We start from the raw sequence: 12878 nt of genomic DNA, 5'->3' as shown, positions 1-12878 counted from the left end.
AGCCAGATTATCAATCCCAAAACCGTCTGCCATATGGTCATCCAGTTTTTCCCCCCTGCAATGGAGACCATGATGAGCGAGACAATGAAAGCGGTCCGGCTGCATGCCTTCGGCGGTCCGGAGGTTCTGGTTTACGAAGATGCGCCCAAGCCCGAACCGAAGCCGGGCGAGATCCTGATCCGCGTCCATGCGATCGGCATCAATCCTCCCGACTGGTATCTGCGCGACGGCTATCGGATGCTTCCGCCCGAATGGCAGCCGCAGGTCTCCTTCCCCGTCATCGTCGGGACGGACGTTTCCGGCGTCGTCGAGGCCGTCGCCGACGATGTGCGGACGCTGGCGCCCGGCGACGAGGTCTATGCGATGATCCGTTTTCCCGCCGGCCTTGCCGGGGACAGCCGGGCCTATGCGGAGTATGTCACCGCACCGGCGACGGATGTCGGCCGCAAGCCGGCCGGCATCGACCATGTGCAGGCTGCCGCGGCCCCGATGTCGCTGCTGACCGCATGGCAGTTTCTGATCGATCTGGGCCACGACGAACCGAACCCGCTCCAGCCGCACCGGCACCGGCCGGTGACGCTCGACGGCAGGACCGTGCTGGTCAACGGGGCCGCCGGCGGTGTCGGGCACCTCGCGCTTCAGCTTGCGAAATGGCGGGGCGCACGCGTCATCGCCGTCGCCTCCACCCGGCATGAGGCGCTTCTGCAAGACCTCGGCGCCGACGAGGTCATCGATTATACCAAGGTCAAGGCCGAGGAGGTGGTGCGCGGGGTCGACCTCGTCGTCGATGCGGTCGGCGGTCCATCCTCCGCCCGGTTCCTGAAGACGCTGACGCGCGGCGGCGCCCTGTTTCCGATCTTCCCGCTGGGCCTCGACGCCGCGGCCGAGGCAGCGGAGCGGGGCGTCACGGTTTCGGCGACACAGGTCCGCTCCAACGGCGCACAGTTGACGGAGATCGCCGGGCTCCTCGACAACGGCACCCTCCGCGTCGTCATCGACAGCGTCTTCCCCCTCGCAGACGCCCGTCTGGCCCACGAGCGTGCCGCGAAGGGTCATGTTCAGGGCAAGATCGTGCTCACCGCCGTCTGACCGGGCGTTCACGCCCGGCATTGCCCGAGCAACCACACTCATCGGTTGCGATCAAATCCGGCAACGGCCAAACCGATGGAAGCCGAAGCTCAAGCCCAGGCTTGCAACCCGCTTCACTCACGCACCATTCTGTGACCGCAGCAAATATGAGAATGCGGACACCGAGAGGACACGACGTGCAGTCAGAGATTGTTGAGATTCCCGAAGGGCAGACCGAAACGGCCGTGCCGGCCCTGCAAGTGCTGTGGCCGAAATACGATGCGGCGGAGATGATCCGTATCATCGACACGGAGCTGCGGCCGAACGGCTACCGCCTCGTCGGCATCATTCCCGAAGCGGGCGGCCCGGTGGCCTGTGTCGTGGGCTTCCGCCTGCAACAGTCGCTGTGGCTGGGGAAGTCCCTCTACATCGTCGACATGGCGACGCTGCCGGAATACCGCGGCCGCGGCTATGCCGCCCTCATCCTCGACTGGGTGAAGGCGGAGGCCGAACGGCTGGGCTGCAAAGCGCTGCATCTCGACTCGGCCGTCGGTCCGGAGCGCAGCAGCGCCCACCGCGTCTATATGGGCAAGCGCTACCAGATCGCCTGCCACCACTTCGTGCACAAGCTGGGCTAGCTCTGCCGGACCGTCAGCGGGCCGCTGCGCGATACGGGGCGAACCAGCCGAGCCCGTCGAGCGTGGCGGCGCGTGGCCGGTATTCGCAGCCGACGAAACCGCCATAGCCGAGCCGGTCCAACTCGGCAAACAAGAAGGGCCAGTTCAGCTCCTCGCCGTCCGGTTCGTTGCGCGACGGGACGGAGGCGACTTGCACATGCCCGACCAGCGGCATCAGCCGGCGCAGCGCCATGGTCACGTCGCCATGCAGGATCTGCAGGTGGTAGAGGTCGAACTGGAGCCGGACGTTGGGCAGCCCGGCCTCGGCGATCAGCCGTTCGGCGAGGCCGAAATCGTTCAGGAAATAACCGGGCATGTCGCGCCCGTTGATCGGCTCCAGCAGCAGGTCGATCCCGCAGTCCGCCAGCGCCTCTCCGGCATGGCGGACGGCCCGCCGGTAGGCGCCGAGCACCACCGGATCGGCGGAATTGGCCAGCCCGGCCATCATGTGGAGACGCCGGCAGCCGGTCGCCCCGGCATAGTCCAGCGCCCTGGCGACCGCGGCGCGGAACTCGTCGAACCGGTCCGGCAGGGCGGCCAGCCCGCGCTCGCCGGCCGCCCAGTCGCCGGGCGGCATGTTGAACAGCGCCTGGGTCAGGCCGTTGCGCTCCAGCCGCTGCGCCACCGTGTCCGGCCCATGCTCGTAGGGAAAGAGATATTCGACCGCCCGGAACCCGGCATCGGCGGCGGCGGCGAAGCGGTCCAGGAACGGCCACTCCGTGAACATCATCGTCAGGTTCGCGGCGAAGGCGGGCATGGCGGCGGTGAACTCCCAAGGGGCTGCTGGCGGTGTCCGGAGCCTGCATCATACCCCAGCCTCCGGACAACCGCCGGCTTTCTGCGGCAGGCCCGGTCAGGCCGCCCGGATGTCCGCCAGGAAGCTCTCAAGGTTCGCCCGCAACGTTTCCGACTGGTACGCCAGTTCCTCCGCCGCGCCCAGCACCTGGGCGGCGGCGGCCCCGGTATGCCCCGTCGCCTCCATCACCTGCTGGATGTTACGGGCAACCTCCTCCGTCCCTCCCGCGGCCTCGGTGACGCTGCGGGTGATCTCCCCGGTCGCGGCATTCTGCTCCTCCACCGCAGAGGCTATGGCGGCAGTGATCTCGTTCATCTGGCGGATCATGCCGGAATTCACCCGGATCGCCTCGACCACCCCGCCGGTGGCGGCCTGAATGGCAGAGATCTGATCGGTGATCTCGTCGGTGGCGCGGGCGGTCTGTCCGGCAAGGCTCTTCACCTCGGCGGCGACGACCGCGAACCCCTTGCCGTGCTCGCCGGCGCGGGCAGCTTCGATGGTGGCGTTCAATGCCAGCAGGTTGGTCTGCCCGGCAATGGTGGAAATCAGGGCAACCACGTCGCTGATCTTTCTGGCGGCGTCGGCCAGCCCCTGCACGGTGGCGTCGGTATGCTCGGCCTGCGCAACCGCGTCGACGGCAATCGACGAAGATCGGGTAACCTGCCGCGCGATCTCCTGCAACGACGCCACCATCTCCTCGGCGGCGGTGGCGACCGTCTGCACGTTGGCGGAGGTTTGCTCCGCCGCACCGGCCGATGCGGTCGACTGACGGTTGGTCTGCTCGGCCGTCTCGTTCATCTGGTGCGCGGTGCTGTCCAGTTCGGTGGAGGCGGAGGACACCGTGCGCAGGATGCCGGCGACGGTCCCCTCGAACTCGGCGACCAGTCGGTCGACCGTGGCCGAACGGGCCTCCTTGCGCTGCTGCTCGGCCTTCTGTTCCGCTTCCAGCCGCCGGGCCGTGACCGCATTCTCCTTGAACACCGTCACCGCGGCGGCCATGGCGCCGATCTCGTCCTTCTGTCCGGCTCCGGGGACGGCGATGTCCAGATTGCCGGTGGCCAGTTCCCGCATCGTCCCGGTCATGGCGGTCACCGGCCGGGTGATCGCACGGCTGATCAGGCCGGCGAAGATCAGTCCGGCCAGAAGCCCGCTGGCCGAGAGCAGGACGACCAGCATTTCCGTGCTGGCAATGTCGGCCAGGGTGGCCCGGCGGATGCGGTCCGTCTCCGCCAGGGCGTTCCGGCTGATGGCCTCCGCCTCTTCGGTCACGGCTGTGCCGGCCCGCGTCATCTCACCGTTGATCAGCGCATTGACGGTATCGCTCAGTTCCTTCGCCCGCATGAAAGCCGCATGGTAGCGCGACACCATGGCCTGGAGGTCCTTCACCTTCGCCGCATACGGGCGGTCGGCGACCGCGGCACCCAATTGCTGGAGGACCTGGGCGAGCCTGGAGAAAGCCTCATCCGCCTTCCTGGCGGACTCGTCGTCGTGCCGGGCCAGCATCTTGTTGGCGGACAGCCGTCCCCTCATCAGGGCTTCGATGCTTTCCCAGGCATGGGCGACGGCAAGGCCGTCGCCGGCCTTGGCGGCCTCATCGCGGATATGCCCCAGTTCGACGCGGGCATCCTGTCCCAGCGGATCCAGGGTTTCCGCTATCAGCCCCATCAGTTCATGCTGCATCGGCGCGACCCGCTGGAAGCCGTCCATATACTGACCGAGGTGGCTCCTGGCGAGATTGAGCCTGGATTTCAGGTCGGGATCGCGGACGAGCCCATTGGCCGTCTCGAAACTCGCGCGCAGCTTCTCCATGGCCTGGCGGGCCATCGCTTCGCGGCTGCCATTGCCGCTCAATGCGAATTCACGCACGGCACCACGCATCGCCAGCACTTCCATTTCGATGTTGGAAGCGACATCCATGACCGAAACGCCGTGATCGTAAGTTTCGAACTGATGGGAGATGTTGCTGAAAGACAAATAGCTTCGCCCCGCAAGTCCGACCATGATCAGCAGCACGGCCCCGAAGCCGATTGAAATCTTCCGTCCGATCCTCATGTTCGCCAGCAGTCCGCCCGCAGGGGCCGCACCTGTGAACCCGGTCATTTCCTTCCCCCACGCACTGATGTTCCACACATGGCGGCCTGCACCAAATATGCCACTTCGGCACCGCATAACCGGTGCTAAAGTCATAGTATCCAAGACCAGGCAGCTCTCAGTCATGGGCTTGGCCGAACGGTCTGGCTCGGCGTTGCCCCTGGGCTGAAATTCAGCTCTTGCCAGAAGCGCTTTACAAGAAATACGATTTTTCAAGGCATATGGAGCGGGAATTTTTTAATATTATTGTTTGGATACTCTATTAATGAGTCCGTATTTTTCTAATTATTTAAACAACAAAACAAACTTTGTTGTTTATCGGTAAATATTTTGATTTACAATTCCATACTATATCAAAAATAACTATTTAGCCTCATAACAACGTCTTCCCAATGGATCCCTGCCTCGCAGATTGCAAGAAATGTCTTTTGGGTTGCGGCTCAATTCGCAGAATGAAAAGCCTTGGCAAGCTCCCGCATTGCTGGCCTGCCGCTGCGATGGCTTGGCGGGCACCGGACGAACAGCGATAAGGGGGGCTTGCAAAACGCCCCAGCCAAGCGGCAATCACGAAAGCGGAGAAGGGCCGATGACCAAGTCCACCATGCTGAACGCAGTCCTGACCGGCAAGGCGGTTCCCTTCGGCCGGCCGGACACGCTCAGCGCCATCGGCAAGCATCCGGTCGCTGCCGCCATCGCCATCGGCCCGGCCGGCCTTGAGGGCGACGAGCAGGCCGACCGCCGCAACCATGGCGGTCCGGACAAGGCGATCCACCATTATCCGCTCGACCATTACGCCGCATGGCGCGGCGACCTGCCCGTCCCCTGCCCGCTGCTGGAGTCCGTCGGTGCCTTCGGCGAGAACCTCTCGACGCTCGGCCTGACGGAGGAGACGGTCTGCGTCGGCGACATCTTCCGCATGGGCACGGCGACGGTGCAGGTCAGCCAGGGACGCCAACCCTGCTGGAAGCTGAACCACCGCTTCGGGGTCAAGGACATGGCGCGGCGGGTGCAATCCACCGGCCGGACCGGCTGGTATTATCGCGTGTTTGAGCCGGGCACCGTCGCCGCCGGCGACGCAATCTCCCTGGTCGGGCGCCCGCTGCCGGACTGGTCGCTGGCCCGCATCCTGCGCGCCTTCTACCACGACACCGGCGACCTCCCGACGCTCGCCAGCATTGCGGAGCTGGAACCGCTCGCCACCGGCTGGCGCACGCTGGCCCGGCGCCGGGTGGAGAGCGGCAGGGTGGAGGACTGGTCCAACCGCCTCGGCGAGTAGCCCGGACCGTTCGGATTTCCGAACGCCCGGGCGCGGGCCGCGTTCGGAAATCCGAACATCAGCGGTTCTGACCAGCAATCCTATCCAAAAAGATCAACGGCTTAGGCCGCGACGTCCTGTCAGCCCGCGCTGGCATGGCGGTTGCTCCTGAATGGTTGCGTCCCGCGCAGACGGGACGGTCTCAATCAAGGGAGCGAAACGTACGATGCCTGCCACAACGCGCACCGAACACGACCTGCTGGGCGACCGCGAAGTTCCGGCCGATGCCTATTACGGTGTCCACACCCTGCGCGCTGTCGAGAATTTCCCGATCACCGGCACGCCGATTTCCCACTACCCCGATCTGGTCCGCGCGCTCGCCGAGATCAAGATGGCAGCATCCCGCGCCAACCATGAACTGGGCCTGCTGAATGCCGAGCGGGCCGACGCCATCGCCGCCGCCTGCCGCGAAATCCGCGCGGGCAAGCTGCACGACCAGTTCGTCGTCGACGTGATCCAGGGCGGCGCCGGCACCTCGACCAACATGAACGCCAACGAGGTGATCGCCAATCTGGCGCTGGAGATCCTGGGGCATGGCCGGGGCGACTATGCCCACCTGCACCCCAACGAGCATGTCAACATGAGCCAGTCGACCAACGACGTCTATCCGACGGCGCTGAAGCTGGCGACCTACACCGGCATCTTCCGGCTGGTGGAGGCGATGGGCCATCTGCGCGCCGCCTTCCAGCGCAAGGCCGACGAGTTCCGCGACATCCTGAAGATGGGCCGCACCCAGCTGCAGGACGCCGTGCCGATGACGCTGGGCCAGGAGTTTTCCACCTACGCCGTCATGCTGGCCGAGGATGAGGAGCGGCTGAAGGAGGCCGCCCTGCTGATCCGCGAGATCAACCTGGGCGCCACCGCCATCGGCACCGGCATCAACGCCCATCCGCACTATGCCGCCCTGGTCTGCCGCCGTCTGGCCGAGATCAGCGGCGTGCCGGTGGTCACCGCTCCCAATCTGGTGGAGGCGACGCAGGATTGCGGCAGCTTCGTCCAGCTGTCGGGCGTGCTGAAGCGGGTGGCGGTGAAGCTGTCCAAGACCTGCAACGACCTGCGCCTGCTGTCCAGCGGCCCGCGCGCCGGCTTCGGCGAGATCAACCTGCCGGCGCGTCAGGCCGGCTCCTCGATCATGCCGGGCAAGGTCAATCCGGTGATCCCGGAGGTGGTCAACCAGATCGCCTTCGAGGTGATCGGCAACGACATGACCGTCACCTTCGCCGCCGAGGCCGGCCAGCTCCAGCTGAACGCCTTCGAGCCGATCATCGCCCACAGCCTGTTCAAGAGCATCACCCACCTGCGCCAGGGCTGCCTGGTGCTGGCCGACCGCTGCGTCGACGGCATCACCGCCAACCGCGACCATCTGGAAGCGGGCGTGCGCAACTCCATCGGCATCGTCACCGCGCTGAACCCTTACATCGGCTACGCCAACGCCACCGAGGTGGCCGCCGAGGCCCACCGCACCGGCAAGGGCGTCGCCGAACTGGTGGAGGCGCGCGGCCTGATGACCGCCGCCGCCCTGGCCGAGGTGCTGCGGCCGGAGGTGCTGACCCAGCCGCGGCTGCTGGCGACCGCCGGCTGACCCGTTCCGCCACCCGGCCCCGTTTCCGGCTCCTTTCCAGATATTGGGGAAGAGCCAGGGGGCCGGTTCCCATCGACCGCAACCCGGCCGGCGCTGACAGGCGGGCGGGACCAAGGTGAGGTAACAGGACCATGAACAAACAGACGACGCTGATCATCGTCGCCATGCTGCTGGGCATCGTCACCGGCTATGTCTGCAACAGCCTGTTCGACGCGGCCGCCGCCAAGGAGATCGCGGGCTATTTCGCGATGGTGACGGACATCTTCCTGCGGCTGATCAAGATGATCATCGCGCCCCTGATCTTCGCCACCCTGGTCGCGGGCATGGCCGGCATGGGCGACGCCCGCACCGTCGGCCGCATCGGCGGCAAGGCGGTGGGCTGGTTCCTGATGGCGTCCTTCGTGTCGCTGTTCATCGGGCTGATCTTCGCCAACCTGCTGCATCCGGGCGCCAATGTCGGCGTGCCGCTGCCCGACGTGGCGGCCAGCGCCGGCCTGAAGACCTCCGCCCTGAACCTGAAGGATTTCCTGACCCACGTCTTCCCGCGCAACTTCTTCGAGGCGATGGCGAACAACGAGATCCTGCAGATTCTGATCTTCTCGGTCTTCGTCGGCCTCGCCATCGGCCAGCTGCGCGACACCAAGGCCGGCCTGCTCGCCCGCTCGATCGAGGAGGTCGTGCCGGTGATGCTGAAGGTCACCGACTATGTGATGCGCTTCGCCCCCATCGGCGTCTTCGCCGCCGTCGCCAACGTGGTGACGACCCAGGGGCTGGGCGTTCTGCTGGTCTACGGCAAGTTCATGGGCAGCTTCTACGTGGCGCTGGCGGTGCTGTGGGCGGTGCTGGTCTTCGCCGGCTTCGTCGTTCTGAAGGGTGACGTGTTCCGCGTGGTCAAGGCGATGCGCCAGCCGATGCTGCTGGGCTTCTCCACCGCGTCCAGCGAATCCGCCTATCCCCGCGTGATGGAGGAGCTGAAGACGCTCGGCGTGCGCGAGCGGGTGATCGGCTTCGTTCTGCCGCTCGGCTATTCCTTCAACCTCGACGGCTCGATGATCTACACGGCCTTCGCGTCGCTGTTCATCGCCCAGGCCTATGGCATCCCGCTGACGCTGGAACAGCAGATCGTCATGCTGCTGGTGCTGATGGTGTCGAGCAAGGGCATCGCCGGCGTTCCGCGCTCCTCCCTGGTCGTGGTGGCCGCGGTGCTGCCGATGTTCCACCTGCCGGAGGCCGGCGTGCTGCTGATCATGGGCATCGACCACTTCCTCGACATGGGGCGCACCGCCACCAACGTGCTGGGCAACGGCATCGCCACCACGGTCGTCGCCAAGTGGGAGAACGCCATCGGCGGGCAACAGGACGAGGAGGAGGCCGGCGCCGCCCTCCCCTCCCCGGCCGCCGCCGAGTAACGGACGGGCGCTCTGAAAAAGCGGCTCGGAAGACGGGCGGGCAATGGAACGGGGGCTTCTGCTATGATGCGGGGGTCCCTTTCCCTGCCCGCCTTTTTCATGGCCGTCTTTTCCATGCCCGCCGCCAGACGCCTCCGCACCATCGGCCTTCTCCTGCCGGCGCTTGCCGGTCTGGCCCTGCTTGCCGGCATCGTCGGCTTCCGCATCAGCGAGGGGATGGGCCTCGCCGCGTTGCAGGAGACCGGGCACCACCGGCTCGATCTCTATGCCGAGAGCCTTGAGCGCGAGATCGACAAATACGCCTATTTCCCGGCGACGCTGGGGCTGGAGCGCGACGTCCTCGACCTTGTCGCCGGGCGGGCGCCGCTGGCCTGGGGGCTGAACCGCTATCTGGAGCGGCTGAACGAGCGGGCCGGCACCCTGTCGATCTATGTGCTGAACCGCCGGGGCCGGGTGCTGGCCGCCAGCAACTGGAACCGCCCGGACAGCTTCATCAACGAGGACCTGTCCTACCGCCCCTATTTCATCGAGGCCGCGGCCGGCCGCCAGGGCCGGTTCTTCGGGGTCGGCACCACGCGGGGGGAGGCCGGCTATTACCTCTCCTCGCCGCTGACCGAGGATGGCGCCATCGTCGGCGTGGCGGTGGTGAAGGTCAGCCTGGAGCAGCTGGAGCAATCCTGGTCGACGGTCGAGGCGCCGGTGCTGGTCGCCGACGAGAACGGCGTGGTGATCCTCGCCTCGGTCCCTTCCTGGAAATTCACCACCCTGCGGCCGATGGACGAGGCGGCCCGCCGCCATTTCGACCAGACCCTGCAATACAACGCCCGCCCGCTTTCGCCCCTGGGGCTGATGCGGCAGGAGCGCATCGCCGCCGACGCCGAACTGGTGCGCCTCTCCCGCCCGGCCGATGGACAGCTGGAGGAGACCGTTTTCCCGGTGTCCGGCGGGTTCCTGGCCCAGACGGCCCCCCTGCAAGGCACCGGCTGGACGATGACCGTGCTGTCGCCGGTCGATCAGGTGACCGGCATGGCCTGGACCCGCGCCGCCCTCGCCGCGATGGGCAGCGCCGTCCCCGGCATCCTGCTGCTGATGTGGGTACAGCGCCGCCGCCACCTGCATGAGCTTGAACGCAAGGTGGAGGAGCGCACCCGCAACCTGCGCGCCGCCCAGGACGAGCTGGTCCATGCCGGCAAGCTGGCGGTGATCGGCCAGCTCTCCGCCGGCCTGGCGCATGAGCTGAACCAGCCGCTGGCGGCGCTCCGCACCCTGTCCGGCAACACGGTCAAGTTCCTCCAGCGCGGCAATCTGGAGGCGGCGCAGGGCAATCTGGAGCGCATCGCCCATCTGGTGGACAGCATGGGTGCCTTGACCAGCCAGCTGAAATCCTTCGCCCGCAAATCCTCCGGCGCCCCCCGCCCTGTCGCGGTGCGCCGGCCCATCGACAATGCGCTGTTCCTGCTGGAGCAGCGGCTGCGGCGCTCCGGCGTCACGGTGCAGGTCGATGCGCCGGAGGATGTCGCGGCACTCTGCGATCCCAACCGGCTGGAGCAGGTGCTGGTCAATCTGCTCGCCAACGGCCTGGATGCGCTGGCCGGGCGGCCGGAGGGCAGGCTGACGCTGAGCGCCCGGACGGAGGGCGACCGGGTGCGCATCGAGGTCGCCGACAATGGCCCCGGCCTGCCCGCCGACGTGCTGCCCCGCCTGTTCGAGCCCTTCTTCACCACCAAGGAGGCGGCGAAGGACGGCGCGAAGGAGGGAAGCGGCGGGCTCGGCTTGGGGCTTGCCATCTCGGCCGGGATCGTGCGTGACTTCGGCGGCGCCCTGACCGGGGCGAACGGCCCGGATGGCGGGGCGGTCTTCACCATCGACCTTCCCGCCGCCATGCTGCCCACCGACCCGGCCTCAATCCTTGCCGCCGTCCAGGCCGGAGAACTCAAATGTCCGACCCTGCCGTCCCAGCCTTGAATGCCCTGCCCCTGAAGGTCCTCATCGTCGAGGACGACCCCAACGTCAGCCTCGGCTGCCAGCAGGCGCTGGAACTGGAGGACATCCCGACGGAGTCGGTGGACAGCGCGGAGAAGGCCCGGCGTCTGGTGGCCGAGGGCTTTCCCGGCATCGTCGTCACCGACATCCGCCTGCCGGGCATGGATGGGATGGCTCTGCTGGCCGAGCTGCTGGCGAGCGACCCGGACCTGCCGGTGGTGCTGATGACCGGCCATGGCGACGTGACGATGGCGGTGCAGGCGATGAAGCTGGGCGCCCATGACTTCATCGAGAAGCCTTTCTCCCCCGACTATCTGGTCGAGGTGGTGCGCCGCGCCCTGGACAAGCGCCGCCTGACGCTGGAGGTGCGCGACCTGCGCGCCCGCCTGCAGAACCGCGACAGCATCGAGGCGCGGCTGGTCGGCGGATCGCCGCAGATGGCGCGGGTGCGCCGGCTGATCGGAGACCTCGCCAGTTCGGCGGCCGACGTGCTGATCCATGGGGAAACCGGGTCCGGCAAGGAACTCGCCGCCCGCTGCCTGCACGACGCCAGCCCGCGCCGCGGCGGCAACTTCGTCGCGATCAACTGCGGCGGCCTGCCGGAGAGCCTGATCGACAGCGAGATCTTCGGCCACGAAGCCGGTGCCTTCACCGGCGCCGGCAAACGGCGCATCGGCAAGGTGGAGCATGCCAGCGGCGGTACCCTGTTCCTCGACGAGATCGAGAGCATGCCGATGCCGGTGCAGATCAAGTTCCTGCGCGTGCTTCAGGAGCGCACGCTGGAGCGGCTGGGCTCCAACACCCCGGTCCATGTCGATTGCCGGGTGATCGCCGCGACCAAGGTGGATCTGCGCGAGCTTGCCGACCGCGGGCAGTTCCGCGCCGACCTCTATTACCGCCTGAATGTCGCCAATCTGCCGCTGCCGCCCTTGCGCGACCGGCGCGAGGACATCCCGCTGCTGTTCGAGCAGTTCACGCTCCAGGCCGCCGCCCGCCACGGCCGCCCGGTCCCGCCGCCGGACGCCGAGCGCATGCGCCGCCTGATGGCCTACGACTGGCCGGGCAACGTGCGCGAGCTGCACAATGTCGCCGACCGGTGCGTTCTGGGCATCGAACAGGGCTTTCCCCCCTTCGCAACATCCCATCCCGCCGCCAACCGCCCGTTGGCCCAGGCGGTGGAGGCCTTCGAGCGCGCCCTGATCGCCGACACCCTGCGCCGCACCGACCACAGCCTCGCCCGCGCCGCGGAGGAGTTGCAGGTCGCCAAGACCACGCTGCACGACAAGATCAGGAAATACGGACTGTCGTGAAAGGGCCGCGCCCTCCCATCGGCCGGGAGGGCGCGGGACCGGTCAGGCGGCGGTGTCGAGAGGACCGCCGTCGGTGCCATGGCCATGGGTCTCGCCATGCATCTGCCCGTGGCCAGGGGCGAGGTGCAGCGACTGGACGGTGTCGACGAACTCGTCGACCGCCGCCACCACGTCGGCATTGCCGGTGACCGCGCTGTCGCCGGAGGCATAGTGGTTCAGGAAATGCTGCCAGATGGCGCTGCCGCCGTCGGCAGCGGCCTGACCGGTACCGGCATCGGTCGAGCCGTCATGCTGTGCGATCAGGCGGTCGTGCCAATGCGGCGCGTCGCCGGTGCCGGTCTTGGCGTCGTCGTTCGCCGTGGTGGTGGAGGTGGTCCCGGTAGACGTACCTGTGCCCGTCGTCCCGGTGTGGCTGGTGGCGTCGGTCAGGTGTTCCTGGTGCAGCACGGCGCGGACCTGCTGCAACACGCCCTGGACCGTGGCGGTGCTTTCGCCGGTGGCGTCGGCCAGCACCTTCACCAGTGGATCGGCCGGCGGCTGATGCGTGGTCGTGTCGGTGGTGTCGGAAGTCTTGCCGGTGGCGGCATTGTCCGTCGCGGAGCTATCGCTCGTCGACGTGTCACTTGCCGTGCTGTCGGTGGTCGCCG

9 protein-coding genes and 1 pseudogene are annotated in these 12878 nt (G+C 67.2%); 7 read left to right on the top strand and 3 right to left on the bottom strand.

The genetic code is table 11. From position 1 onward, the window contains the following. The first annotated feature begins 72 nt into the window (after positions 1 to 72). Positions 73 to 1089: an NADP-dependent oxidoreductase gene (locus CRT60_RS20440; RefSeq protein ID WP_204562031.1), complete on the top strand. Its 1017-nt coding sequence runs from the start codon at positions 73 to 75 to the stop codon at positions 1087 to 1089. 176 nt (positions 1090 to 1265) lie between these two features. After that, positions 1266 to 1706 (top strand): GNAT family N-acetyltransferase, encoded by a 441-nt coding sequence (locus CRT60_RS20435; RefSeq protein ID WP_098738358.1) that lies wholly within the window; start codon positions 1266 to 1268, stop codon positions 1704 to 1706. Between the two features lie 13 nt (positions 1707 to 1719). On the opposite strand, the gene otnI is transcribed toward CRT60_RS20435, so the two are convergent. After that, the gene (otnI, locus tag CRT60_RS20430) at positions 1720 to 2502 is read right to left on the bottom strand and encodes a 2-oxo-tetronate isomerase (RefSeq protein WP_098738357.1); all 783 of its coding nucleotides are present in this window, start codon (positions 2500 to 2502) and stop codon (positions 1720 to 1722) included. A gap of 96 nt (positions 2503 to 2598) precedes the next feature. Continuing rightward, positions 2599 to 4758, bottom strand: a complete 2160-nt coding sequence (locus CRT60_RS20425) for a HAMP domain-containing methyl-accepting chemotaxis protein (RefSeq protein ID WP_244592653.1) — start codon at positions 4756 to 4758, stop codon at positions 2599 to 2601. A 460-nt stretch (positions 4759 to 5218) separates the two neighbouring features. On the opposite strand from CRT60_RS20425, the gene CRT60_RS20420 reads away from it, so the two are divergent. The 5 genes from CRT60_RS20420 to CRT60_RS20400 all read left to right on the top strand — a co-directional run bounded on the left by CRT60_RS20420 (position 5219) and on the right by CRT60_RS20400 (position 12231). Next, a complete protein-coding gene (locus CRT60_RS20420; RefSeq protein ID WP_098738355.1) occupies positions 5219 to 5908 on the top strand; it encodes an MOSC domain-containing protein in 690 nt (229 codons plus the stop codon). A gap of 205 nt (positions 5909 to 6113) precedes the next feature. Continuing rightward, a complete protein-coding gene (aspA, locus tag CRT60_RS20415; RefSeq protein ID WP_098738354.1) occupies positions 6114 to 7529 on the top strand; it encodes an aspartate ammonia-lyase in 1416 nt (471 codons plus the stop codon). A gap of 131 nt (positions 7530 to 7660) precedes the next feature. Then, a complete protein-coding gene (locus CRT60_RS20410) occupies positions 7661 to 8938 on the top strand; it encodes a dicarboxylate/amino acid:cation symporter (RefSeq protein WP_098738353.1) in 1278 nt (425 codons plus the stop codon). Positions 8939 to 9052: 114 nt separating this feature from the next. Then, positions 9053 to 10903, top strand: coding sequence for a sensor histidine kinase (locus tag CRT60_RS20405; RefSeq protein WP_098738762.1), 1851 nt, complete (start codon positions 9053 to 9055; stop codon positions 10901 to 10903). Beyond that, positions 10876 to 12231, top strand: coding sequence for a sigma-54-dependent transcriptional regulator (locus CRT60_RS20400; protein WP_098738352.1), 1356 nt, complete (start codon positions 10876 to 10878; stop codon positions 12229 to 12231). Before CRT60_RS20405 ends, CRT60_RS20400 begins: the two co-directional genes overlap by 28 nt. A 42-nt stretch (positions 12232 to 12273) precedes the next feature. Here the strand turns inward: CRT60_RS20400 and CRT60_RS20395 are convergent. Beyond that, positions 12274 to 12878 (bottom strand): annotated as a pseudogene (locus CRT60_RS20395) (hypothetical protein); the annotation flags it as partial.

Source organism: Azospirillum palustre (assembly GCF_002573965.1).
Taxonomy (GTDB): domain Bacteria; phylum Pseudomonadota; class Alphaproteobacteria; order Azospirillales; family Azospirillaceae; genus Azospirillum; species Azospirillum palustre.
This window is presented reverse-complemented; position numbering and strand designations above follow the sequence as displayed.